24 protein-coding genes and 1 other annotated feature are annotated in these 22,097 nt (G+C 37.1%); of the genes, 21 read left to right on the plus strand and 3 right to left on the minus strand.

The genetic code is table 11. The features are described from left to right. Positions 1–242 precede the first annotated feature (242 nt). A complete protein-coding gene (locus JZO76_RS13595) occupies positions 243–1,247 on the plus strand; it encodes a zinc-dependent alcohol dehydrogenase family protein (protein ID WP_242595905.1) in 1,005 nt (334 codons plus the stop codon). Between the two features lie 95 nt (positions 1,248–1,342). Here the strand turns inward: JZO76_RS13595 and JZO76_RS13600 are convergent, their stop codons facing one another. After that, entirely contained in the window at positions 1,343–2,272 is a 930-nt protein-coding gene (locus tag JZO76_RS13600; protein ID WP_206905674.1) for an ABC transporter substrate-binding protein, read from the minus strand. Positions 2,273–2,477: 205 nt separating this feature from the next. On the opposite strand from JZO76_RS13600, the gene JZO76_RS13605 reads away from it, so the two are divergent. The 9 genes from JZO76_RS13605 (at position 2,478) to JZO76_RS13645 (ending at position 8,812) form a co-directional block, all read left to right on the plus strand. Then, a complete protein-coding gene (locus JZO76_RS13605) occupies positions 2,478–3,278 on the plus strand; it encodes an ABC transporter ATP-binding protein (protein WP_206905677.1) in 801 nt (266 codons plus the stop codon). Further along, positions 3,268–4,257: a FecCD family ABC transporter permease gene (locus JZO76_RS13610; protein WP_206905679.1), complete on the plus strand. Its 990-nt coding sequence runs from the start codon at positions 3,268–3,270 to the stop codon at positions 4,255–4,257. Before JZO76_RS13605 ends, JZO76_RS13610 begins: the two co-directional genes overlap by 11 nt. Then, positions 4,254–5,240 carry an iron chelate uptake ABC transporter family permease subunit gene (locus JZO76_RS13615; RefSeq protein ID WP_206905682.1) on the plus strand — a complete coding sequence of 329 codons (987 nt, stop codon included), beginning with the start codon at positions 4,254–4,256 and terminating at the stop codon, positions 5,238–5,240. The genes JZO76_RS13610 and JZO76_RS13615 overlap by 4 nt, the downstream gene beginning before the upstream one ends. Before the next feature lie 245 nt (positions 5,241–5,485). Then, positions 5,486–6,049 (plus strand): 5-formyltetrahydrofolate cyclo-ligase, encoded by a 564-nt coding sequence (locus JZO76_RS13620; protein ID WP_206905684.1) that lies wholly within the window; start codon positions 5,486–5,488, stop codon positions 6,047–6,049. Further along, positions 6,042–6,737, plus strand: coding sequence for a rhomboid family intramembrane serine protease (locus JZO76_RS13625; RefSeq protein ID WP_206905686.1), 696 nt, complete (start codon positions 6,042–6,044; stop codon positions 6,735–6,737). The genes JZO76_RS13620 and JZO76_RS13625 overlap by 8 nt, the downstream gene beginning before the upstream one ends. Before the next feature lie 20 nt (positions 6,738–6,757). Further along, positions 6,758–6,964, plus strand: coding sequence for a YqgQ family protein (locus tag JZO76_RS13630; protein WP_173102792.1), 207 nt, complete (start codon positions 6,758–6,760; stop codon positions 6,962–6,964). 6 nt (positions 6,965–6,970) lie between these two features. Continuing rightward, positions 6,971–7,936: an ROK family glucokinase gene (locus JZO76_RS13635; RefSeq protein ID WP_206905698.1), complete on the plus strand. Its 966-nt coding sequence runs from the start codon at positions 6,971–6,973 to the stop codon at positions 7,934–7,936. 15 nt (positions 7,937–7,951) lie between these two features. Continuing rightward, entirely contained in the window at positions 7,952–8,350 is a 399-nt protein-coding gene (locus JZO76_RS13640; protein ID WP_206905699.1) for a rhodanese-like domain-containing protein, read from the plus strand. 105 nt (positions 8,351–8,455) lie between these two features. Continuing rightward, positions 8,456–8,812: a DUF488 domain-containing protein gene (locus tag JZO76_RS13645; protein ID WP_206905700.1), complete on the plus strand. Its 357-nt coding sequence runs from the start codon at positions 8,456–8,458 to the stop codon at positions 8,810–8,812. 105 nt (positions 8,813–8,917) lie between these two features. Here the strand turns inward: JZO76_RS13645 and JZO76_RS13650 are convergent, their stop codons facing one another. Further along, positions 8,918–9,085, minus strand: a complete 168-nt coding sequence (locus JZO76_RS13650; protein WP_206905701.1) for a DUF3042 family protein — start codon at positions 9,083–9,085, stop codon at positions 8,918–8,920. A gap of 176 nt (positions 9,086–9,261) precedes the next feature. Here JZO76_RS13650 and JZO76_RS13655 point away from each other — a divergent pair, with 176 nt between their 5' ends. The 8 genes from JZO76_RS13655 (at position 9,262) to tsaD (ending at position 16,831) form a co-directional block, all read left to right on the plus strand. Beyond that, a complete protein-coding gene (locus JZO76_RS13655) occupies positions 9,262–10,425 on the plus strand; it encodes a galactokinase (protein ID WP_206905702.1) in 1,164 nt (387 codons plus the stop codon). 17 nt (positions 10,426–10,442) lie between these two features. Continuing rightward, the gene (gene galE / locus JZO76_RS13660) at positions 10,443–11,432 is read left to right on the plus strand and encodes a UDP-glucose 4-epimerase GalE (protein ID WP_206905703.1); all 990 of its coding nucleotides are present in this window, start codon (positions 10,443–10,445) and stop codon (positions 11,430–11,432) included. A gap of 11 nt (positions 11,433–11,443) precedes the next feature. Next, positions 11,444–12,925, plus strand: coding sequence for a UDP-glucose--hexose-1-phosphate uridylyltransferase (gene galT, locus JZO76_RS13665; protein WP_206905704.1), 1,482 nt, complete (start codon positions 11,444–11,446; stop codon positions 12,923–12,925). A 76-nt stretch (positions 12,926–13,001) separates the two neighbouring features. Then, the gene (locus JZO76_RS13670) at positions 13,002–13,994 is read left to right on the plus strand and encodes a LacI family DNA-binding transcriptional regulator (protein ID WP_206905706.1); all 993 of its coding nucleotides are present in this window, start codon (positions 13,002–13,004) and stop codon (positions 13,992–13,994) included. A gap of 125 nt (positions 13,995–14,119) precedes the next feature. Further along, positions 14,120–14,845, plus strand: coding sequence for a tRNA (adenosine(37)-N6)-threonylcarbamoyltransferase complex dimerization subunit type 1 TsaB (gene tsaB, locus JZO76_RS13675; RefSeq protein WP_206905710.1), 726 nt, complete (start codon positions 14,120–14,122; stop codon positions 14,843–14,845). Then, positions 14,829–15,359, plus strand: coding sequence for a ribosomal protein S18-alanine N-acetyltransferase (gene rimI / locus JZO76_RS13680; RefSeq protein WP_206905713.1), 531 nt, complete (start codon positions 14,829–14,831; stop codon positions 15,357–15,359). Before tsaB ends, rimI (JZO76_RS13680) begins: the two co-directional genes overlap by 17 nt. Continuing rightward, positions 15,352–15,828 carry a ribosomal protein S18-alanine N-acetyltransferase gene (rimI, locus tag JZO76_RS13685; RefSeq protein ID WP_206905716.1) on the plus strand — a complete coding sequence of 159 codons (477 nt, stop codon included), beginning with the start codon at positions 15,352–15,354 and terminating at the stop codon, positions 15,826–15,828. Before rimI (JZO76_RS13680) ends, rimI (JZO76_RS13685) begins: the two co-directional genes overlap by 8 nt. Further along, positions 15,818–16,831: a tRNA (adenosine(37)-N6)-threonylcarbamoyltransferase complex transferase subunit TsaD gene (gene tsaD, locus JZO76_RS13690; protein ID WP_206905727.1), complete on the plus strand. Its 1,014-nt coding sequence runs from the start codon at positions 15,818–15,820 to the stop codon at positions 16,829–16,831. The genes rimI (JZO76_RS13685) and tsaD overlap by 11 nt, the downstream gene beginning before the upstream one ends. A gap of 228 nt (positions 16,832–17,059) precedes the next feature. Here tsaD and JZO76_RS13695 read toward each other — a convergent pair whose 3' ends face one another. After that, on the minus strand, positions 17,060–17,746 hold the full coding sequence (locus JZO76_RS13695) for a Crp/Fnr family transcriptional regulator (RefSeq protein WP_206905728.1): 687 nt from the start codon (positions 17,744–17,746) through the stop codon (positions 17,060–17,062). Positions 17,747–18,223: 477 nt separating this feature from the next. Here JZO76_RS13695 and arcA point away from each other — a divergent pair, with 477 nt between their 5' ends. From arcA to arcC, 3 genes are all read left to right on the plus strand, one after another. Then, entirely contained in the window at positions 18,224–19,453 is a 1,230-nt protein-coding gene (gene arcA, locus JZO76_RS13700) for an arginine deiminase (RefSeq protein WP_206905730.1), read from the plus strand. A 78-nt stretch (positions 19,454–19,531) separates the two neighbouring features. After that, entirely contained in the window at positions 19,532–20,551 is a 1,020-nt protein-coding gene (gene argF / locus JZO76_RS13705) for an ornithine carbamoyltransferase (RefSeq protein ID WP_206905732.1), read from the plus strand. A gap of 127 nt (positions 20,552–20,678) precedes the next feature. Continuing rightward, positions 20,679–21,623: a carbamate kinase gene (arcC, locus tag JZO76_RS13710; RefSeq protein WP_206905734.1), complete on the plus strand. Its 945-nt coding sequence runs from the start codon at positions 20,679–20,681 to the stop codon at positions 21,621–21,623. A 195-nt stretch (positions 21,624–21,818) separates the two neighbouring features. Then, positions 21,819–22,014, plus strand: a binding site (T-box leader). The last annotated feature ends 83 nt before the right edge of the window (positions 22,015–22,097 follow it).

A 22,097-nucleotide genomic window follows, 5' to 3' on the forward strand; every position in this document is an offset into this window, starting at 1 on the left:
AAAATGTTAGGCAGCAACATGTTATTCTTAAGGGAGTCTATTTTTTAATGAAGTAAAATGACAGCTTTTTAAACTGTCTTTTTATAGGTGAAAATTTGAGACAAAAGCTACTTCTCGATTACCTTTTAGCCGTAAACAGGAGTTTAGAATAGATGAATGTCTTCGCACCTATCTGAAATAAAAAAGAGGCTTCACTTCGTTAGAACTAGTAAAATTACAGACAAAGGCGGAAAAAAGGATTTATGAATAATCAACAACTTTATTTTGATTCATTTGGTCAACCAGCTAGAGTTATTCAAATGAAAGATAAGCAGCTTACAAGTTTGAATGAAGGGGAAATTTTAGTTGAGATGTTGTATGCACCAATCAATCCATCTGATCTAATCCCAATAACTGGTGCCTATGCCCACCGAACCCCTTTACCCAGCCTTATTGGCTATGAAGGTGTGGGACTTGTCCGACGTGTGCACAATGAGTCAGATAAGCACTTGTTAAATAAACGAGTCTTACCTTTACGAGGAGAGGGAACTTGGCAGAAATTTGTAGTGACACAGGCGGATTATGCGGTCATGGTTCCTGAAGAAATTGATTCCATTACTGCCAGTCAGGCTTATATCAATCCGGTTACGGCCTGGGTGTTGTGTGTGGAGGAATTTAAGTTAAAAAAAGATGATTTCTTAATCATCAACGCTGCAAATTCTTCGATTGGTAAATCGTTTATCCAACTTGCAAAAATACTAGGATTTAAATTGATTGGCGTAGTACGAAATGAGAAGGCGCGAAAAGAGCTAGAAAAACTTGGCTTGTTTTTTGTTGTGAATTCAGCTAAAGAGGATATAAAAGATACCGTCACAAAAATAACCAATAAAAAAGGGGTTCAGGCTGCAGTGGACTCTATTGGTGGTCAACAAGGCAATATTTTGGCTGAGTGTGTAACAGCAGGAGGAAAGTTTCGTACAATAGGATTGTTGTCAGGAGAGCAGGTTGATTGGCAGTTTTTGACTACCCAGTTGGATATTTCGGTAGAAATTTTTCATTTGCGTCATTGGCTAGACCGTATCACAAATGCCAAATGGCAGCAGACTTTTACAGAAATTTTTTACTACTTGAAAAGTGGACTTTGGCATTTACCACGACCTTCAGCATTTTATTCATTGATACAATTCAAACAAGCAATTGCAGACTTTGAGCAATCAGGCAAAAACGGAAAAGTGCTTTTTGATTTTTGTGATAACATAAAAGCATAAAAAATGGCATCTGCTACTGTAGTAATTTCCCCAAAATTAGCGTAAAAAGCTAATTTTTTAGGCGATACAACAGCTATAGCAGGTGCCATTTTTATTTATTTTAGTTTTGCTTTGACATCTTCAATCATCTTTTGATACGCGATGGGGCCATTATACAACCAGCTTTTTTCAGGGCCGAATTCCCATAAATTCCCATTTTTTACTGCGGGAATATTTTGCCATAAAGGATCTTTGAACATTGCCGCTTTTTTGTCACTATTAACAAGAATTAAATAGTCACAATCAATTTGGGCTAATTTTTCTAGTGAAACCGCCGACCAATCTGAAGTTGCCTTTTCGCTGATTTCTTTGGTTAGATTCGGAATCTTAAAGCCTAATTGTTGATACAACAGATCACCGCTGGAACGTGTGTCAGCAACCATAAAAGCAGAGTTATTGGTTACCCACAAAACAGCGACAGATTTACCTTCTATTTTTTTGGCATAATCTTTTTTAGTTTCAGCTACTAATTTTTCATAGTCCGTAATGATTTTTTTGCCTTCTTTTTGTTTGTTCAAGACATTGGCAACGTCAGTTAATTTAGCTTGCCAGGTAACTTTTTCGCCATTTTTAACAACATAGGTTGGAGCAATTTTGGTGTATTTATCGTATTTTCCCCCTTCAACTAAACCGTTTGATTCAATTAATAATAAATCAGGCTCATAGGATAAAACATCTTCATAAGGTAAGTCATAATTAATTAAAGGAACATCTTTTAGATCCTTACGCAAATAATCTTGACGAGATCCACCCCCAACAGTCCATTGGGCAACTGGTTTTTCTCCTAATGCTACTAGGTAATCTTCTAAATAACTGCCAATAATTCGCTTGGGATTATTGGGAATTTCAACTTTATGATCCAATTGATCGGTCAGTGTCCGACTTTCTTTTTGAGTGGACTCTTTATTTTCCGTCCCACAACCTGCAAATAATAAAAGACTAGCTAATAATACTAAACCGGTGGTAATTTTTTGATACTTCTTCATGAATGACTTCCTTTCTTGTAAAGCAAATTCAGGTATTTATTTCTTTAAATGAGAATGATTATCAATTAAAGATACTAGCATATTTCTCTTTTTTGTCAATTTTATTTTTAAGACAAATGCGATGAAATCAATTTTCCTACTATTGACGAATTGAAAAATTAAAGCGATAATTGATAATCATTATCAATGAAAGTAGAGAATTACAATGACTACCTTGGAAGCAAAAGAGATAACTGTTGGTTATCAAAAACAAATTATTATTGAATCGTTGTCGCTCCAATTACCAGTAGGAAAAATAATTGGGTTAATTGGACCAAATGGCAGTGGCAAGTCGACACTATTAAAAACATTGGCGCGAATTATGCAGCCACAAAAAGGGGTAGTAAATCTAAATGGTGTCAGTATCAAAACGTTACCGACAAAAGAAGTGGCACAGCAGATCGCTTTACTTGCACAAAACACGGAACAAAATCTTGAGTTGACAGTTAGAGAATTAGTTTCTTACGGACGTTTCCCCTATCAAAAGGGACTGCGACAATTGGATCAAAAAGATCAAGAGGCAATTAATTGGGCACTTTCTGCAACCGGTCTTGAAAATCTAGCCCAACGTTCATTACAAGCTCTCTCGGGTGGACAGCGGCAACGTGTTTGGTTGGCAATGGCGTTAGCACAAGATACAGATATTTTGATTTTGGATGAACCAACAACTTTTTTAGATCCAGCTCATCAGTTGGAAATTTTACAACTACTTCAAAAAATCAATCAAAAGTATCAAAAAACGATTGTCATGTCTATCCATGATTTAAATTTGGCTTCCCGTTTTTCTGATATCCTAATTGGTTTAAAACAAGGTCAAATTATAGCTAATGGGACACCACAAAACGTCATGACCACTGAAATTTTGGCGCAATTATTTGCCATTAAGGCGGAATTATCAGTAGATATCAAAACGGAAAAACCGCTTTTAATGAATTATGAATTGCAGGAGACAGAAGATGAAGATTAGTCGTTTTGTTTTGGTCTGGGGATTTTTAATAATCGCGGCTTTTTTAGTTCTATTTTTATCATTAACAAATGGAGCTGCTGATATTTCTATTCGTGAAATTATAAGTGCTTTTTTTCACTTTGATAAAAACAATCAAGCCCAACAAATAATCGTGAATTTACGTTTACCTCGCATTATCGGTGCTTTTTTTGTGGGAAGTGCATTTGCTTTAAGTGGAGCAGTTATGCAAGGGGTGACTAGAAATCCACTAGCTGATGCTGGTTTATTAGGAATTAACAGCGGTGCTTCGTTAGGCTTGGCGCTTGTTTTTATTTTGTGGCCCAAGGCTTCAATTAATCAAACAATTTGGTTTTCTTTTGCGGGTGCTTTTTTAGCCGCCTTTTTAATTTTTTTGGTCAGCCGCCGTTCTGTTACCACCTTGACACCAACGCGTCTTGTGTTGGCCGGGGTGGCGATTAGCAGTCTTTTTACCGCACTTAGTCAGGCATTGTCGCTTTTGTTTGATTTGCAACAAGATATTGCCTTTTGGTTTGTTGGTGGAGTCGCCAATATTACTTGGGAGCAATTAAAACAAGTTTGGCTGCTTTACTTAATTGCAGTAACAGGCATTTTGTTTCTTGCCGGGGGCATTAATTTATTACTTTTAGGGGATGACAATGCATTAGCTTTAGGAAAAAAACCGGGGCGTATTCGTTTTTTTACTTTACTATTTGTCGTTATTTTGGCTGGAATTGCGGTGGCACTTGTTGGACCCATCAGTTTTATCGGACTGATGGTCCCTCATGTCTTGCGCTATTTTACAGGAGATAATTATCGCCGTTTATTGCCATTAGTTTTGGTTGGCGGGGGGCTGTTTGTAGTGCTAGCGGATTTATTAGCCCGCCTTTTAAATCCGCCATTTGAAACACCTTTGGGACTTTTGATTACAATTGTTGGGGTTCCATTTTTACTCCTAAAGATTTGGAGGAGTCGAGCGTGAAAAAAAAATATGTGTATGGCATTGTCCTTGGTTTACTCCTTATTTTACTTTGGCTGAGCGTTATACTTGGACGTCAAATTTTAACTTTGAATGATATTTTACTATTGATCAGAGGAAAGGCTAGTAATGCATTGCAATTGACAGTTTTTGAGTTGCGGCTACCGCGAACTATTTTAGCTGTTTTAGGTGGTGCTGGTCTGGGCGTAGCGGGATATTTATTGCAAGGTGTGACCCGTAACGATTTAGCAGATGCATCTTTACTGGGAATTAATAGTGGTGCGGGTTTTTTTGTACTGATTTATCTTGGCTTTTTTGCTCAAGGGAGTGGCTTTTTGCTGCCGCTATTAGCATTAGCAGGTGGTTTGATTGCGGTCTTTGCAGTATATGGGATTGCCTATCAAAAAGGTCCTTTTTTAACTTTGGATAAATTATTATTAGCAGGGATTGCTGTGAACGCTGGTTTTGGCGCTTTGACTTTATTGGGCACGATTAAAGTGGCACCAGATCGCTATCGTTTTGTAACAAATTGGCTTGCGGGCTCGTTATGGGGGGCAAACTGGAGTTATGTTTTTATTTTACTCAGCTGGCTTATCCTTTTACTTGGGGTCACATTCAGACAGTTGCCTTATTTAGACTTATTGCAGTTAAACGATGAGCAGGCTTTCAGCATAGGTGTAAAAGTTCGCAGCGTTCGCCTTCGTTTTTTATTTTTAGGGGCGGCGATAGCAGCCAGTTGCGTGGCATTTTGCGGAAACTTAGCTTTTGTTGGACTTTTGGCACCTCATATTGCGAAGACTTTAGTAAAAGGGCGAGCGCAACAACGTTTTCCATTAACCTTATTGATTGGTTCTGTAATTGTTTTAGCCGCTGATACCTTAGGCAGATTACTTTTAACTGGTGGTGAATTACCTGCAGGCGTAATGATTGCCATTTGTGGTGCACCTTATTTCTTGATTTTATTGGTGCAAAATCCCAAGGTATAAGACTATCGGTAATGAATTGCTACTCTCTTTAGGATTACTAGAATTAGACAAGGAGTAAGGTTTGTTTTTACTTACTACTTGTCTTGTTTTTACTTAAAATGAAAATGCAGGCATTTTGGTATTTTCCAGCCGTTTGCTATTTTTTTATTTTTTCGATACCATGCAATTAGAGTCTTAATTAGTCTGTTAAGATGACGTATCGCGAGATCTCACTTGGAAAATATCCTGAATAAGGAGCGATGGATTTGGATAAAAAAGAGTTACGCCAAAAAGGAATTGCTAAGTTGCAAGAATTAGCTCTTCATAAAGGTAAAAAACAAGAAAAAGAAACCATTATTTTGCAATTGTTATTTGCCAGTCGTCTATGGCAAGAGGCAAATTGTATTGCCGCTATCCGTGCAACGGACATAGAATTAGATACGCAGCCAATTTTTCAACGAGCTTTTCAAGAAGGTAAACAAATGGTTGCCCCAAAAGCTTTACAAAATCGTTTATTGACTTTTCATCCGGTTGTTGAAGATACAAGCTATCACGTTTCTAATTTTGGTGTACAAGAACCACTAGTAACTGATACAGTAGCAAAAGATGAAATTGATTTATTAATAGTTCCTGGCATCGTTTTTTCAAGTCGCGGTTATCGCATTGGTTTTGGTGGTGGGTATTACGATCGCTTTTTAATGGATTATAAAGGACAGACGGTTAGTTTGGTTTTTAATGAGCAGATTGTTGAGGATTGGCAGCCTGAGAAATTTGATCTTCCGGTAAAAAAAATAATTACGGATTATAGAAGTGAGGTTGTTTATGAATAACGAATGGAAAATGACATTAAAACGCTGGCTTAATCGGCCGGTTGTTACGTACAGCTTTTTAGCAATTCAAACAGTCGTTTATTTGCTTATGTTTATTCCCAGTCTACAAATTGAAGCTCGTGGTGTGATGTTTGGACCTTTTGTCGCCTATCTTCACCAATACTGGCGCTTTATAACACCGATATTTATCCACTTTTCACTGACCCATTTTGCTGTTAATTCAATTGTATTATATTTTATTGGGCAGCAAGTTGAAGCCATCTATGGTCATTGGCGTTTTTTTGTCTTGTATTTATTAAGTGGCGTGATGGGAAATGCAGTCAGTTTTGCATTTAATAACGCAGGCATCCGTTCAGCTGGTAGTAGCACTTCAATTTTTGGTGTCTTCGGGGCCTTTTTGTTATTAGGATATTATTTCCGCAATAATCCGGCTGTGCAAGGCATGGTCAGACAATTTGCCCTTTTTGTTGGTCTTAGTTTATTATTTGGTATTTTTGATCAATCGATTGATATCTGGGGACATATCGGCGGTGTTATCGGTGGGCTATTGTTAGGTAATGTCGTAGCGCTACCACAAAATCACGGTCGTTTTTCAATTCATACAAGAGTTATTTGCGGTGTTGTTTTTGTATTTCTTTTCGTGATTTGTCTTTTATATGGTTTAAAAAAATATGGATTGCCTGTATAATATGCGAGGAAGTGTGTAAAATGGAAACTCTTTACGATGTTCAGCAATTATTTAAACGTTTTGGTATTTATATTTATGTAGGCAAGCGCATTTATGATATCGAATTAATGTTAATTGAATTAAAAAATTTATACGATGGTCGTTTAATCGATCACGATACGTATCTAACTTGCTGGCGCATATTAAAACGAGAGCATCGCATTGAAGAAAGTCGGCAGAAAGGATAATTGTACATGGACAAAAAAATTATCGGAATTGATTTAGGCGGGACTACAGTAAAATTCGCAATTTTAACTACCGCAGGAGAAATTCAACAAAAATGGAGTATTGAAACCAACATATTGGATGAAGGTAGTCATATCGTACCAGAAATCGTGGAATCCATTAACCATCATTTAGCCTTATACAACATGAAACCAGCAGATTTTGTTGGAATTGGAATGGGAACACCAGGTAGTGTTGATCGTAATGCAGGAACAGTAATTGGGGCTTACAATTTAAATTGGACGACCTTGCAACCTGTTAAAGAACAAATTGAAGCAGGAACTAAAATTCCTTTTGCCATTGACAATGATGCCAATGTTGCAGCTTTGGGCGAACGTTGGTTAGGTGCTGGGGAGAATAACCCAGACGTTATCTTTATCACCCTTGGTACCGGTGTTGGTGGTGGTATTATCGCTGAAGGTCATTTATTACACGGTGTTGCAGGTTGTGCCGGTGAAATCGGCCATGTCACAGTTGATCCAGCAGGTTTCCAATGTACTTGTGGTAAAAAGGGTTGTTTAGAAACTGTTTCTTCTGCTACTGGTGTTGTACGGGTAGCTCGTCATTTAGCTGAAGAGTACGCAGGGGATTCGAAATTAAAAGCGCAACTAGATGAAGGGTATGATATTTCATCTAAAGATGTTTTTGATTATGCCCAGACAGGTGACGCCTTTGCTTTAATGGTCGTTGACAAGGTCTGCTTTTATTTAGGCTTAGCATGTGGTAATTTAGGCAACACCTTAAATCCATCTGCAATTGTTTTAGGTGGTGGAGTTTCAGCAGCAGGGGAATTTTTACGTAGTCGCGTTGAAAAGTACTTTGCTGAATTTACTTTCCCACAAGTAACTGAAAGTACCAGTATTAAATTAGCACAACTAGGCAACGAAGCAGGCGTTATTGGCGCAGCTTCATTAGCATTAGATTTCGTGAAATAGGAAGGAAAGCAAAAGATGTCTCCAATTATTATTATTGATATTGTTTTAATTGCAATTTTATTAGGAATCGGAATTAATGAATTGTATCTTCGAATTATGGCTAAAAAATCTGCTACAACAATTGATCAAGAGACTTTTCGAGAAGGTATGCGTAAAGCACAAGTCATTGATGTTCGGGAAAAAGATGAGTTTGATGCCGGACATGTATTAGGTGCCCGCAATATTCCCTACTCTGTTTTGAAAAATTCAATTGGTAGTATTCGTAAAGATCAACCAGTTTACATTTATGATCAAAAACGAGCAATTGCAGTACGAGCTGCCAACAAATTGCGTAAAGCCGGCTATACAGATATTTACTTATTAAAAGGTGGATACCAAAGCTGGGAAGGTAAAGTTAAAAAGAAAAACAGTTAAATTTTTAATACTGGAACAAAGGTCACTTCTGGCTTTTAGTCCAGTATTTTTTTTATTGGGTGGTTTTACCAAGAAGTGCTAAACTAAAGAAAGGAGGGATTAATCATGATTACGACAAAAAGAATTTATGCCGACTACGAAAAAAAAGATGGCTTTCGCGTTTTAGTTGACCGAGTCTGGCCGCGGGGCATTAAAAAAGTGGATGCACACTTGGATGAATGGTTAAAAGAAATTGCTCCTTCAACAGAATTGCGAAAATGGTTTGGCCACAAGCCAGAAAACTTTCCGGTCTTTAAAGAAAAGTATATCGCGGAGTTGCAAACTGAGCCGGCTAAGTCTGCACTTGCCCAACTTACGACAATTGTTCAGCGAAAAGAAAAAGTAACGTTGTTATATGGCGCTAAAGATGAAGTGCATAATCAAGCGGTCGTGTTAGCAGAATATTTAAACCGCAAAACATAATTTTTATTTATCAGTAAATAGATTAAAAGAAAAAAGACTACTAAGATAAGCAGTCCTTAGAGATACATTAAAAAAATCACACCAGTTGATGGTGTGATTTTTTTATTAGCGGGCAACGCGTTTACGCATTGCTTTTTTTCGGTTTTCTTCAATCATCGCTTCTTTTTCATCGATAGGATCGATTACTTGTTTTTTGACAGTTGCTACAAAAGCACCTGCTGCTGCAACGGTAGCCAAAGTACCGACTAAGACACCTGATACAAATTTTTTCATCCCAATCACTCCGTTCATACTTTTATTATATTATGTAACAAGTCCACTAAAAATAAAAGCTAAACGCTTTTTTTAGTTAGTGACTGGCATTAAGTTCGTAAATAAATAATCATTGAAAATATTTAGTAAATAAATTATAATAAATTTACTAAACAAAAATGATGGGGTGTTTTTTGATGACAAAAGACTTACAAGAACTTTTTAATGCGAAATTTGGTAATAAACCAACCGGTGAATATTTTGCTCCAGGCCGAATTAATTTAATTGGCGAACATACAGATTACAATGGCGGTTATGTTTTTCCAGCTTCAATTACAATCGGTACTTATGGGTTAGCACGAAAACGTGAGGATAAAAAAGTCCGTCTTTATTCGGAAAACTTCCCGGAAAAAGGAATTATTGAATTTTCAATTGATGATTTGGATTTTCGTAAAGAACACGATTGGACTAACTATCCAAAAGGGATGATGCGCTTTTTAAAAAGTGATGGCTTTCAAATTGAAAGTGGCATGGAAATTCTTTTTTATGGTACTATTCCAAATGGAGCAGGTCTTTCATCTTCAGCATCGATTGAGCTTTTGACAGGGGTAATCTTACAAGATTTATTTGACCTTGATGTCAAAATGATTGAATTAGTCCAAACAGGTAAACGCGTAGAAAATAAATTTATTGGTGTCAATTCAGGTATCATGGATCAATTTGCAATTGGTATGGGAAAAATGGATCATGCCATTTTGCTGGATACAAATACACTTGAATATGAATTGGTTCCAGCAGAATTTGGCGAATACGTTGTGGCGATTATGAATACGAATAAACGCCGTGAATTAGCTGACTCGAAATACAATGAACGCCGAAGTGAATGTGAAGAAGCATTGAGTCGCCTCCAAACAAAATTACCGATTAGATCATTAGGTGAATTATCAGAAGCAGAATTTTTCAATAATACGGATTTAATTGGGGATGAGGTTCTCATTAAACGAGCAAAACATGCAGTTACTGAAAATGAACGGACTAAAAAAGCCAAGATGGCATTAGTGAACGGTGATTTAGCAACTTTTGGTAAATTATTAAATGCATCTCATGCGTCTTTGCAGTATGATTATGAAGTGACAGGTATTGAGTTGGATACTTTAGTAGCTACAGCCCAAGCGCAATCAGGTGTATTAGGGGCGCGCATGACTGGAGCAGGTTTTGGTGGCTGTGCGATTGCACTTGTTAAAGAAAGTGAATTTGAGCATTTTACTGAAAATGTAAAAGCTGCCTACAAAGAGAAGATTGGGTATGCTACAGATATTTACAAAGCGAGTATTGATGATGGTGCCCGCAAATTAAAATAAAAAATGGAGGCTTTAAAATGTCAATTTTAGTATTAGGCGGAGCTGGTTATATCGGCTCTCACGCAGTGGATCAATTAATTACCAAAGGATACGACGTGGTGGTTGTGGACAATTTATTAACTGGGCACAAACAAGCAATTCATAAAGATGCGCGTTTTTATGAAGGGGATGTGCGGGATAAAGACTTTTTAGAAAGTGTTTTTCAAAAAGAGAAAATTGAAGGTGTCATTCACTTTGCGGCTAGTTCTTTAGTTGGCGAATCAGTAGAAAAGCCATTGAAATATTTTAATAATAATGTTTACGGAATGCAAATTTTATTAGAAGTGATGCAAGCAAATGATGTAAAAAATATTGTCTTTTCTTCTACTGCGGCAACTTATGGCGAACCAAAAGTTGTACCAATTAAAGAAACGGCTGAAACTGCACCCAAAAATCCATACGGGGAAAGTAAACTGATGATGGAAAAAATGATGAAATGGTGTGACAACGCATACGGGATGAAATACGTTGCCTTGCGTTATTTCAATGTTGCCGGAGCTAAAGCAGATGCTTCAATTGGGGAAGATCACGATCCGGAAACCCATTTAGTACCGATTATTTTACAAGTTGCTTTAGGGCAAAGAGAGGCGTTGCAGATTTTCGGTGATGATTACAAAACACCAGATGGCACTTGTATTCGTGATTATGTTCAAGTAGAAGATTTAATTGCCGCGCACATTTTAGCTTTAGAATATTTAAAAGCAGGTAACAAAAGCAATGTCTTTAACCTTGGCAGTAATAATGGTTATTCCGTTAAGGAAATGCTAGAAGCCGCTAGAGCAGTTACGGGTAGAAAAATTCCTGCCAAAATTGCCCCCCGAAGAAAAGGGGACCCTGCAACACTTGTGGCTGCAAGTGACAAGGCAAAAGAAATTTTAGGCTGGCAACCTGCGTATACCGACATTAAAGATATTATTAAAACAGCTTGGGATTGGCACGTTAGTCATCCTCATGGTTATGAAGACTAGGAGGTAAAATAATGAGTATCAGCCAGACAGTGGTGGATTTTGCGACATTAGCCATTCATGCCGGTGGTTATATGGAATTAGACCGCTTATACTTACAAAATCGGATTATTGCTTTAATTGGGGAGGATAGTCTGGATGAGGTTAAGCCACAAAGTGCGACCCAAAATTCTTTAGAGTTATTAGATGCATTAGTAAAAAAAGCAAAAGAAAATGGTGTAATCGGAGATAGTCTAGCCCAAAAAGAAATTTTGGAAGCGCAGTTAATGGATTTTTTGACGCCGCCGCCTTCAGTTGTTAATGCTTTTTTTGCCCAACATTATGCTAAAACACCAGAAGCCGCAACCGAATACTTTTTTAAATTATGTCAAGAAAATGACTATATTAAAACGCGTGCTATTGCTAAAAACATTGTTTTTCCAGCTGAAACGAAATATGGAAAATTAGAGATTACAATTAATCTTTCTAAACCAGAAAAAGATCCTAAAGAAATTGCAACAATGAAAAATGTGACAGCGGGCGATTATCCCAAATGTATGCTTTGTATGGAAAATGAAGGCTATAAAGGGCGCCTGAATTATCCAGCGCGGACCAATCACCGCATTATTCGCATGAACTTGAATGGTGAGAGTTGGGGATTTCAATATTCCCCATATGCCTATTATAATGAACATTGCATTGTCTTATCAGAAGAGCATCGCCCGATGCAAATTAGCCGGGCAACTTTTGAACGTTTATTGACCATCATTGAAGTTTTACCCCATTATTTTGTGGGCTCAAATGCGGATTTACCGATTGTAGGAGGATCAATTTTATCCCATGACCATTATCAAGGTGGAAAGCACACCTTTGCAATGGCAAAAGCTCCCTTTGAAAAAGAAATTAATTTAAGTGTTTTTCCAAATATTAAAGCGGGAATTGTAAAATGGCCGATGTCAGTTCTTCGGTTGCAAGGAGCAGACAAAACTGAAATGATAAATGCTTGCGAGTATATCTTACAAGCCTGGAAACACTATTCAGATGAAAGTGTTTGTGTCAAAGCATTTAGTGAAGATGGCACGCCACATCATACGATAACGCCCATTGCCAGAAGAAATGGAAAGTTATATGAGGTTGATTTAGTATTGCGGGATAATAATGTTTCAAAAAAATTCCCCGATGGTATTTTTCATCCCCATCCAGATGTGCAACATATTAAAAAAGAAAATATTGGTCTGATTGAGGTAATGGGACTAGCTGTCTTACCACCAAGATTATTACCTGAATTAGAAGAAGTTGAAAAATATGTATTAGGTAAACCTAATAATATTGCCGACTACCATAAAACTTGGGCACAAGCGATGATGCAAACCCATGAATTTACGCCAGCAAATGCCATGGATATCATACATGGTGAAGTTGGACAAATTTTTGCCCGTGTTTTGGAAGATGCTGGTGTTTTTAAACGGGATAAAGTGGGGCAACAAGCCTTTTTGCGTTTTACTGATACACTTTAAGCGTTAAAAAATCAGCTGCACAAATTTGTTTATCTTTAACTTACAACTCGGAAAATAAAACTAAAGGAGGTGTAGCATGGCAACAATTAAAGATATAGCCCAAAAAGCCAACGTCTCCCCGGCCACTGTTTCGCGAGTCTTAAATTATGATGCTGGACTTTCAGTGGGACAAGATACCAAACGGAAAATTTTTGAAGCAGCAGAAGCTCTCAATTATACGAAATATAAAAACAAGCAAAAAAAAGCAGACCAAGTCTTACGCTTAGTTCAGTGGTATAACGACGAAGAGGAATTGGAAGATTTGTATTATTTGGCGATTCGTTTAGGCATTGAACGAAAAGCAGAAGAATTAAACATACAATTGGTAAAAGAATCTTTATCTGAACTTTCTGATACAAAAACCGATGGGATCATCGCATTGGGAAAATTTGATGCCAAACATATTAAAACGCTAAAGAAAATGAAGCAACCACTTTTATTTGTGGATTATGATGGAATGTCAGCTGGGTTTGATTCTTTAGTTGTTGACTTTCATCAGGCAGTAGATTTAGTCATTGATCATTTCATCAAAGAAGGGCATGAAAAGATCGCTATTTTAGCTGGTGTAGAGTTTACGAAAGATTATCATAATGAAATTGCTGACCCTCGTTTGCGTTTGTTTACTGAACGGTTGCGGCAATTGAAGCTTTTAAATTCACAGTATGAAATCACAGGGGATTTTACAGTTGAAGGTGGCTATCAAGCCGTTAAAAAATTTTTACAGTCTGAAAAAGAAATTCCCAGCGCACTATTTGCCGCAAGTGATGCAATGGCAGTTGGGGCATTAAAAGCCATTCACGAGGCAGGCTTAAAAGTACCGGCAGATATTTCAGTTATTGGTTTTAATGATGTTAGCGTGGCCAAATATGTAACGCCTGCTTTGTCTACCATTCAAGTACCGACAGAGTGGATGGGAGAATTAGCTTTAGAAACGATGGTACAAATTGAAAAAGATGAAGCACCCGTGCCACGCAAGATTACAATTGGCACGAAACTGATTTTAAGAGAGTCAACATTACAAACAAACTAGTTGAAAGATGTTACCGCAGTTGTTTTATATCTGACGGTAGCATTTTTTATTGGCTCTACGCAGGTTTATTTAACTTTTTTAAATTTGTGGTAAAATACACTAGAGTTAAAGGAGAGGATAGCACCGTGAAGATATTGGCTTTTGATACATCAAATAAAACCTTAACAGTCAGCGTGATGGCTGAAAACATCGTCTTAGGCGAAATTACAACAAATGTTAATAAAAATCATAGTGTGACGTTAATGCCCGCTATTGCTGAGCTAATGGAAAAAGTTGCATTAACCCCACAAGAAATTGAGCGCATCGTAGTTGCCCAGGGACCTGGATCTTACACGGGGCTTAGAATTGGTGTCACAACAGCAAAAACACTAGCAGATACACTACATTGTGAGTTGGTTGGTGTTTCTAGTTTGGCTTTAATTGCCGCCAGTTGCCGTAATTATGCAGGCGTTATTGTCCCATTATTTGATGCAAGAAGAAACAATGTATACACTGGCCTTTATCAATGGGTTGCAGATGAATTGCAAATGATTCAAGCAGATCGCCATATGGCACTAGCAGATTTACTAGTACAGTTGAAAAATGAACATGACATTTTATTTGTCGGAGAAGATGTGGCAAAGTTTGCAGCGGAGATAAGTGAAAGTTTACCCACTGCAAAAATAAATAAAATTTCCCATTGGCAACTTCCCAGTGGGGCAGTTTTAGCAGAATTGGGTGCCAAAAAAGCACCAGTGACCAATATTGACACTTTTTCACCGCTATATTTAAAACGTGTCGAAGCAGAAGAAAAATGGCTGGCTGCCCACAAAGATTGGTCAGGTGACGAAAATTATGTTGAAAAAATTTAAAGCTCTTTTTCCAAAACCACCTTTTAAAAGTGCAGGCTATCCAAAAAGGATTTATCCAGGACATGCAGCCTGGTTTGTTCGCGAAGTGACAAATGACGACATCAAAGCGCTTTTAGCAGTGGAAAGGAATGTTTACCATGGCAAGTTACCTTGGACTAAATCAGCATTTTTGTCAGAATTAATTTCACCGCTACCACATTTGTATTTATGTGTGGAAGCTGAAGCTATTTTAGCTTTTGGCGGATGCCGTATTATTGGCAATGATGCCCATATCACCAATATTGCCGTTGATCCAGATTTTCAAGGAAGTGGCATTGGCACATTTTTATTACAAGAGTTGGAACATTTTGCTAAAAAAAATGGTTGTTTGACCATGTCTTTGGAAGTTCGGTTAAGTAATCGCGATGCGCAACGCCTATACCGCAAATTAGGGTATGTTTCACGCGCAATTAAAACCGCCTATTATGATCAAACAAATGAAGATGCATTGGATATGGTGAAATACATTGACTGATTTTAAGATTAAAGAAAAAAAGGACTACAACTTGACGGAACTGGCAGATTCATTGTATAACATTGCAGAGGCTGCCTATCAAACAGGAAGTCCTTGGAAAAAAGAGCAATATCTCGCTGATTTAAAAAATGCTGCAACCAATTATTTTATTATAGAAGAAAAAGGACAAATAGTAGCTTTTTTGGCTTATCAAAAAATTATTGATGAAGTTGAAATTGCCAATGTGGCCGTTCATCCTGCAACACAAAATAAAGGTTACGGCGGTTTTTTAATGAAGTTAGTGGATAAAATTCCGTCAGTAAATCAATTTTTTTTAGAGGTACGGGTAAGAAATTTTTCTGCCAAAAATCTCTATTTAGCGCATGGTTATAAGGTTATTAGTCGACGGGCAGATTATTATCAAAATCCACGGGAAGATGCCTTAATTATGCTAAAGAAAGTGGGGCCAATTCAAACAAATGAGTTCTGAATTAATTTTAGCCGTTGAAAGTAGCTGTGATGAAACAAGTGTTGCAGTGATTAAAGACGGTCATGAAATATTAAGTAATATTGTTGCTTCCCAAATTAAAAGTCACCAACGTTTTGGTGGCGTTGTGCCAGAAGTTGCAAGTCGTCATCATGTGGAGCAAATTACGCTTTGTTTACAAGATGCGTTAAGTGAAGCACAAGTTACACCAAAAGATTTAACTGCTGTGGCGGTAACGTATGGTCCTGGTTTAGTCGGCTCGCTTTTAATTGGAATCGCAGCGGCCAAGGCGTTTGCCTGGGCGCACCAATTACCGTTAATTCCTGTAAATCATATGGCAGGACATATTTATGCAGCACGGTTAGTAAAACCATTAGAATTTCCTTTAATGGCTTTACTTGTTAGTGGTGGGCATACGGAGTTAGTTTACATGGCTGAAGACGGCTCTTATGAAATTATTGGTGAAACCCGAGATGACGCTTGTGGTGAAGCCTACGATAAAGTAGGACGCGTCTTAGGTTTAAGTTACCCTAGCGGTAAAGAACTAGATCAGCTTGCTCATCTGGGGAAAGATACGTTTCATTTTCCTCGCGCAATGATCCATGAGGATAATTATGATTTTAGTTTTAGCGGTTTAAAAAGTGCCTTTATTAATTTAGTGCACAATGCAGATCAAAAAGGTGAAGTGTTAGCAAAAGAAGATCTAGCTGCAAGTTTTCAAGCCAGCGTCGTGGATGTTTTAACTGCAAAAACAATCCGTGCTTGTCAAAATTGGCCAGTTAAACAATTAGTTGTTGCTGGTGGCGTTGCAGCCAATCAGGGGCTGCGAGAACGTTTAGGTGAAGTATTGCCCAAAGAAGCTCCAGGCGTTGAATTAATTGTACCGCCATTGCGTTTATGTGGAGATAATGCTGCAATGATTGGTGCTGCCGCTCATGTAGAATTAGCAAAACAACATTTTGGCAACTATTTTCTAAATGCTAAACCGGGTTTGGAATTAGCCTGATTTTTTCAAAAGGAGTTTTTAATCCGCAATTAATTTGAAAAAAAGAAAATTACAATTACGGTACACTTATTGATGTAAGCTAGAACTAAAACATTTAAGATTCTTGATGGATTTTTGGGGGAAATGAAGTCAAACTTTTTAAGTGGCTTTTTTCTGGCTTACATTTACAAATATAAAAACGGATGATTTGGCATAGGCTAAATCATCCGTTTTTATAATTTGACTAGGCTATTTGATTACATCTTCATAAAAAGTGAATATTTTTTTTTCATAATCAATTAAACCTTTTTCTTTTAGCTTTTTAATGACTTGACCTGCTGTTTCACGGGTAGTACCACTATTAACAGCTAATTCTTTTAAAGTAATTGGAAATGGAATCGTGACTTTGGTTTTGGATTCTGGTTGTCCTAACTCTCGTTTTAATATGTAGAGATTTTGGGTTACACGATCGTGAGCATTTGAAGTTAAGCCCGTTTGTAGGCGTAATTGATGGCTTTCGATAATTTTATTTTGCTTTTTTATAAGGTAAAGTAACTGCTGGTTGTTCTTTTGGCAAATTTGTTCATAAATTTGGGTAGGAAAATAGAAGGTTTCAATGTCAGTCATGGCTTGAGCACTATGGGTGTAAACTTCTGCTTCAAAAACGCCTCCCAAAGGAAAAACACTGTAATTGGTTACGTAATCATAATAGTAGTAAGTTGCACTTTCATCATAGCGTTCAATTCGTACCAAACCAGCAACGACATAATACAGTCGGTCTCTTGCATCCCCTTCGTCAAAGAGTACTTGTCCTTTTTTATAAGAACGTAATAAAACATTGGCCTTTAAAAGTTGGAATTCGTCATCAGTAAGGTGTTCAAAATCTGCTTGGTATCTTAAACGGGAAAATTGATAGTCTACCTTATCGGCATACATAACTGGCTAACTCCTTTTTTACACTTTTTTTCTCTAGTTTATATTGTTGCCTTTTTCCTTTGGTTTGTAAAGGGAAAAATAAGGTGCAAAGGGCAGATTTCAGCAAAAAAATAATATGAGAATGTAAGTCGGATTTTTATTGAGTGAAAATGGCAAAAATGAATAAAACAAGGTTTTGCATACCGAAAATATACAAAAACCGCTGAAAAGTATGCGTTTTCAAATTATCTAGACCTTTAAAATAAAGAAAATATTCTATATGCAAAAAAAAAATCCAAATGAATAAATATTTTTTTTTCGTTCAAAATGAATAAATATATCTTCTGTTATGATTGTTTCATTCATTAATCGGGTAAATATAAATAACATCTAATATAATGTGAAATATTTCTCCTTTATAATGTTAGATAAATTTGAAAGCCCTTTCTTTTAAGAGTTAATCTATTAATGTAATCAATAACGAGGAGGCAATAAAAAATGGACAAACCAATTCACGTGTTTTCCGAAATCGGAAAACTAAACACTGTTCTATTGAAAAGACCTGGCGCAGAAGTTGAAAACTTAACTCCAGACATTATGGATCGTTTATTATTTGACGATATTCCATATTTGCCAAATGCCCAAGCAGAGCATGACGAGTTCGCCAAAGTTTTACAAGACAATGGTGCAGAAACTCTGTATTTAGAAAAATTATCAACAGAAGCTATTGATGCTGGTAATGTGAAAGAAGAATTCTTAAACCGCATCTTAGATGAATCTCATATTGATTCAGCAGCTGTCCGTCAAGGATTGTTCGAATATCTGCTTAGTATGGAAACACAAGACATGGTTGATAAAATCATGGCTGGGGTACGTACAAAAGAAATCGATGTTAAATCTCGTTCATTACTAGATTTATCTGCTGACGATGAATATCCATTTTACATGGATCCAATGCCTAACCTATACTTCACTCGCGACCCTTCTGCATCAATTGGTAACGGCATGACTGTTAACAAGATGACTTTTGAAGCACGTCGTCGTGAATCATTATTTACAGAATATATTTTAAATCATCATCCACGTTTTGCAGGCAAAGTTGATGTTTGGTTAGACCGTGAAGCTGAAGGCCATATTGAAGGTGGGGACGAATTAGTTCTTAGCCATGAAGTATTAGCAGTTGGTATTTCACAACGGACAAATGCGAAAACTTTGGAAAAATTAGCGCGCAATATGTTTGCTAAACATGCTGGCTTTGAAAAAGTTCTAGCAATTAAAATTCCAAACAACCGTGCAATGATGCATTTGGATACTGTATTTACAATGGTAGATTACGATAAATTTACGATTCATCCAGCTATTCAAGATGCTGATGGTAAAATCGATTGCTTCATTTTAGAACCAAATGGCGACGATATCACAATCACACAAACAAATGACTTACACGGTACATTAAAAGATTTATTACATTTAGATGATTTGGTATTAATTCCAACCGGTGATGGCGATGCAATCGTTGCACCTCGTGAACAATGGAATGACGGTTCAAATACCTTAGCAATTGCACCAGCTGTAGTAGTAACGTATAATCGTAACTATGTATCAAACGAAATTCTACGTAGCTATGGTATTAAAGTGTTAGAAATCCATTCAGGAGAATTATCACGCGGTCGTGGTGGCCCTCGTTGCATGAGTCAACCATTAGTACGTGAAGATCTAAAAAAATAAAGGTATGAATTGGTTCTGCGGGCGGCTGTAAGCCGTCTTGCGGACCAAATGAAAACTAACTAAAGGAGAGCTCAACTTATGAAAGAATCAGTATTCCAAGGAAGAAGCTTGTTAGCAGAAAAAGATTTTACAAAAGAAGAATTACAATATCTAATCGATTTTTCTGAACATTTGAAAGATCTTAAAAAACGTGGGATTCCACATCGCTACTTAGAAGGTAAAAATATTGCACTTTTATTTGAAAAAACTTCTACACGGACACGGGCTGCTTTTACTACAGCTTCAATTGATTTAGGTGCACATCCGGAATACCTTGGTGCAAATGATATTCAATTAGGTAAAAAAGAATCTACAGAAGATACTGCAAAAGTATTGGGTCGTATGTTTGACGGAATTGAATTCCGCGGATTCAGCCAAAAAATGGTTGAAGAGTTGGCTGAGTTTTCAGGCGTTCCAGTTTGGAATGGTTTGACAGACGAATGGCATCCAACACAAATGATTGCCGACTTCTTAACAATCCAAGAAAACTTTGGCACAGTTGAAGATATTACATTAGCTTACTGTGGAGATGGCCGTAATAACATGGCAAACTCATTGTTAGTAACAGGTGCGATTTTAGGTACAAACGTACGTATCGTAGCACCAAAAGAATTACAACCGGAAGAAGAAATTCAAAAAATGGCACAAGAGTTTGCTGAAAAATCTGGTGCTAAATTAATGGTAACAGACGATGTTGATAAAGGCGTTGATGGCGCTGATGTATTGTATGCCGATGTTTGGGTATCAATGGGTGAAGAAGACAAATTTGAAGAACGTATCAAATTATTGCGTCCTTACCAAATCAACATGGAATTAGTTGAAAAAACACATAATACAGATCGCTTAATCTTCTTACACTGCTTACCAGCATTCCATGATACAAACACTGTATATGGCGAACAAATGAAAGAAAGATTTGGCATTACTGAAATGGAAGTTACAGATGAAGTCTTCCGTTCTAAATATGCGCGTCAATTTGATCAAGCGGAAAACCGCATGCACTCAATCAAAGCTATTATGGCTGCGACATTAGGTAATCTGTTTATTCCACGTGCTTAATCGCTACTAAATTAAAACCTACTTTAACTAAGACGAGTCAGTTCTTTGAGCCTTTTGCCTGTCAAAAGAGCTGGCTTGTTTTGGTGTTTCTAAAAACTGTCAAAATTTCTTACGAGGAGCGATAATTATGGCAAAACGTAAAGTCGTTGTAGCTTTAGGTGGTAATGCAATCTTATCTGATGACGCAACTGCACAAGCACAACAAAATGCATTAAAAGAAACTGCAAAATATTTAGTTCAATTTATCGAACAAGGGGATGAATTAATCATCTCCCATGGTAATGGTCCCCAAGTTGGGAACTTATTAATCCAACAAGCGGCAGCGGACTCTGAAAAAACACCAGCTATGCCTTTAGATACTTGTGTTGCTATGACAGAAGGTTCAATTGGTTACTGGTTGCAAAATGAAATGGGCGCTATCTTAAAAGAAAAAGGTATTGATAAAGATGTTGTTTCTTTAGTGACCCAAGTTATTGTGGCAGAAGACGATCCATCTTTTAATAATCCAAGTAAACCAGTTGGTCCATTCTTCACTGAAGAAGAAGCCAAACAACAAATGCAAGCGGGCAATGCTACTTTTAAAGAAGATGCAGGGCGAGGCTGGCGTAAAGTTGTTGCATCACCAAAACCACTTTCAATTAAAGAAGCACGCGTGATCGAAAGCTTAGTAGATCAAGGTGTGGTGACAATTTCTGTTGGTGGTGGCGGTATTCCTGTTGTGGAAACTGCAAAAGGTTTGGAAGGTCGCGAAGCTGTAATTGACAAAGATTTCGCTTCTGAAAAATTAGCTGAAATCATTAAAGCAGACCTTCTAATCGTCTTGACTGGTGTTGACAATGTGTATGTAAATTATCAAAAACCAGATCAAAAGAAATTAGAACGCGTGACAGTTTCAGAAATGAAACAATACATTCAAGAAAATCAATTTGCTCCAGGCAGTATGTTGCCTAAAGTACAAGCATGTATTGAATTTGTTGAAGCTCGTCCTGAAGGTAAAGCAATCATCACTTCATTGGAAAATATTGAAAACTTATTGGCTAATGAAGATGGCACGATTGTAGTTGCCGACTAATAGTTAATTTGCTAAAAAATATCTCTGCTGTACATTTTTCTCCTTTAGGGTACAGTGGGGATATTTTTTGAAATCTAATTAGTAAAAATACAATTTTAAACAAAGAAATGAAAGAAAATACTTTTTCATTTAAAATAATGATAAAAAGACTAGCCAGAAAAAAAAGTATTTGTTATAATCAGTGTCAGTTTAATAATTGATTTTGTGAACAAGAGAGTATTGTTTGTTGGAAATTTAGCGAGTTTGGGCGGGTGTGAGCCAAGCAAGAAGACAAATAAGAAACGCACTTGGGAAAATCTGCATGTAGCAGACGGCGATCTACCGTTATAGAAGAAGCTGGTTTGAGTATTCAAACAACAAGAGTGGTACCGCGGGAAGTCTCGTCTCTAACGATTATCGTTAGGGGCTTTTTTTATTGACAAAATCAAGAATAACTAAAGCTCTAAGTGGCTTTGGTGATCATTAAATTGTAAA

It is taken from the genome of Candidatus Enterococcus myersii (assembly GCF_017316025.1).
Taxonomy (GTDB): Bacteria; Bacillota; Bacilli; order Lactobacillales; family Enterococcaceae; genus Enterococcus_C; species Enterococcus_C montenegrensis.

Bases quoted from the DNA above. Each gene is read 5' to 3' on its own strand.
- JZO76_RS13595 (WP_242595905.1), top strand. From the start codon at position 243: ATGAATAATCAACAACTTTATTTTGATTCATTTGGTCAACCAGCTAGA.
- JZO76_RS13600 (WP_206905674.1), bottom strand. From the start codon at position 2,272: ATGAAGAAGTATCAAAAAATTACCACCGGTTTAGTATTATTAGCTAGT.
- JZO76_RS13605 (WP_206905677.1), top strand. From the start codon at position 2,478: ATGACTACCTTGGAAGCAAAAGAGATAACTGTTGGTTATCAAAAACAA.
- JZO76_RS13610 (WP_206905679.1), top strand. From the start codon at position 3,268: ATGAAGATTAGTCGTTTTGTTTTGGTCTGGGGATTTTTAATAATCGCG.
- JZO76_RS13625 (WP_206905686.1), top strand. From the start codon at position 6,042: ATGAATAACGAATGGAAAATGACATTAAAACGCTGGCTTAATCGGCCG.
- JZO76_RS13630 (WP_173102792.1), top strand. From the start codon at position 6,758: ATGGAAACTCTTTACGATGTTCAGCAATTATTTAAACGTTTTGGTATT.
- JZO76_RS13635 (WP_206905698.1), top strand. From the start codon at position 6,971: ATGGACAAAAAAATTATCGGAATTGATTTAGGCGGGACTACAGTAAAA.
- JZO76_RS13640 (WP_206905699.1), top strand. From the start codon at position 7,952: ATGTCTCCAATTATTATTATTGATATTGTTTTAATTGCAATTTTATTA.
- JZO76_RS13645 (WP_206905700.1), top strand. From the start codon at position 8,456: ATGATTACGACAAAAAGAATTTATGCCGACTACGAAAAAAAAGATGGC.
- JZO76_RS13650 (WP_206905701.1), bottom strand. From the start codon at position 9,085: ATGAAAAAATTTGTATCAGGTGTCTTAGTCGGTACTTTGGCTACCGTT.
- JZO76_RS13655 (WP_206905702.1), top strand. From the start codon at position 9,262: ATGACAAAAGACTTACAAGAACTTTTTAATGCGAAATTTGGTAATAAA.
- galE (WP_206905703.1), top strand. From the start codon at position 10,443: ATGTCAATTTTAGTATTAGGCGGAGCTGGTTATATCGGCTCTCACGCA.
- galT (WP_206905704.1), top strand. From the start codon at position 11,444: ATGAGTATCAGCCAGACAGTGGTGGATTTTGCGACATTAGCCATTCAT.
- JZO76_RS13670 (WP_206905706.1), top strand. From the start codon at position 13,002: ATGGCAACAATTAAAGATATAGCCCAAAAAGCCAACGTCTCCCCGGCC.
- rimI (WP_206905713.1), top strand. From the start codon at position 14,829: ATGTTGAAAAAATTTAAAGCTCTTTTTCCAAAACCACCTTTTAAAAGT.
- tsaD (WP_206905727.1), top strand. From the start codon at position 15,818: ATGAGTTCTGAATTAATTTTAGCCGTTGAAAGTAGCTGTGATGAAACA.
- JZO76_RS13695 (WP_206905728.1), bottom strand. From the start codon at position 17,746: ATGTATGCCGATAAGGTAGACTATCAATTTTCCCGTTTAAGATACCAA.
- arcA (WP_206905730.1), top strand. From the start codon at position 18,224: ATGGACAAACCAATTCACGTGTTTTCCGAAATCGGAAAACTAAACACT.
- argF (WP_206905732.1), top strand. From the start codon at position 19,532: ATGAAAGAATCAGTATTCCAAGGAAGAAGCTTGTTAGCAGAAAAAGAT.
- arcC (WP_206905734.1), top strand. From the start codon at position 20,679: ATGGCAAAACGTAAAGTCGTTGTAGCTTTAGGTGGTAATGCAATCTTA.